Genomic DNA, 1,291 nt, shown 5'->3' with positions numbered 1-1,291 from the left:
TATATTTATGCATCAAAAAAATATCTTCTAGAAGGAATTTGCGGTAGGATTAAAGGATTTATGCATCAAAAAAATATCTTCTAGAAGGAATTTGCGGTAGGATTAAAGGATTGGTGCTGTTGAGTATATGCAAAGATACATTATATGTTCATCATGCTAATATTGATAATTCTTATGGTGAACAACTGGCAAAGATTCATATTCCCGATATGAAAAATATCCGAGGAAAGGCTGGAATGTTTGGTGGAAAGTTTTCTTTTAATTATGACGGAAAAGAATATAGATTTAAACTGCCAGCAAAAGCTGAAAAATTTGTGGATTTTTTCGTAAAGTAAAAACGCGAGGATGACAGGATGAAGAGATTACAAAAATATATAGTGATTTTCGGAACAGCAATGTTATGCGTTGGTTTTAGTGCTTGTTCCAAGCAATCCGATTTCGATGCCCAATCCTATGTCAAATCTTCTCTTGATGCAGAGTATCATAGAGAGTATACAGATTATGCGAATCTGATGGAAATCTCAGAAAAGGATGCGAAGAAACAGGTCGAAGAAGATTTGAATGAAAGCATCCGCCAGCAATTTACCTCTTCCGACAATATCACAGAAGAGGAGATTGTAGCTTACACAGAGAAGATGGCAGAGGTTAAAAAACTGGCGAAGTACAAGGTGCAGGATGAGAAAAAGGATGAGGATGGTAATTACACGGTCAGTGTAAAAGTTGAACCATCCGATGTGTTTCAGACATTGCAGCAGAGCTCCGCAGAAGTCAGCAAGGAAAAGATTGTACAGGGAATGAAAGAAACAGATCCGGGTGTATTTGCATCTGTTTTAACGGAAAGCGTGCAGAAGAGCATTGATAAGAACAGCTATGGAGATTCGGTGACAGTAACTGTAAAAGTGGAAAAGAATCATTCCGGGACGTATGAGATGTCTGAAACCGAAGGAAGCAAGCTGGAGACAGCGATGTTTCCAACAGAATAACTGAATATGGAAAAAGTGGACTGCCGGGAGTAAAATCCTGGCAGTTTTATATCAAACCTTCACCAATGCAGCAAATAAGACAACGAATTATACTTATGACTTAGAAGGCAACCTGACATCCATTAAAGATCCGGCAGGAAGAACCGAGAGATTTGATTATGATGAAAAAGGCAGACTGACCGGACATACACAGGCAAGTGGCAAGAAAACCACGTATGATTACGACAAACTGAATGACCTGTTGGAGAAATCATACCAGGACGCAAAGGGAGAGACATCCGAAAAGGACGTAACCTACGCATATAACA

3 protein-coding genes are annotated in these 1,291 nt (G+C 39.0%); all 3 read left to right on the top strand.

The genetic code is table 11. The features are described 5' to 3' along the window. The first annotated feature begins 119 nt into the window (after positions 1-119). Positions 120-335, top strand: a complete 216-nt coding sequence (locus tag DXB52_RS15815; RefSeq protein ID WP_147338222.1) for a hypothetical protein — start codon at positions 120-122, stop codon at positions 333-335. A gap of 18 nt (positions 336-353) precedes the next feature. Beyond that, positions 354-983 (top strand): hypothetical protein, encoded by a 630-nt coding sequence (locus DXB52_RS15810; protein WP_118108062.1) that lies wholly within the window; start codon positions 354-356, stop codon positions 981-983. 4 nt (positions 984-987) lie between these two features. Further along, the coding region (locus DXB52_RS15805; RefSeq protein ID WP_472520582.1) for a hypothetical protein at positions 988-1,291 on the top strand (304 nt) is incomplete at its 3' end.

It is taken from the genome of Ruminococcus sp. OM04-4AA, from assembly GCF_003462585.1.
Lineage (GTDB): Bacteria > Bacillota > Clostridia > Lachnospirales > Lachnospiraceae > Mediterraneibacter > Mediterraneibacter faecis.
Note: the sequence above shows the minus strand (reverse complement) of the source record. Positions and strands in the feature narration are given on the sequence as shown.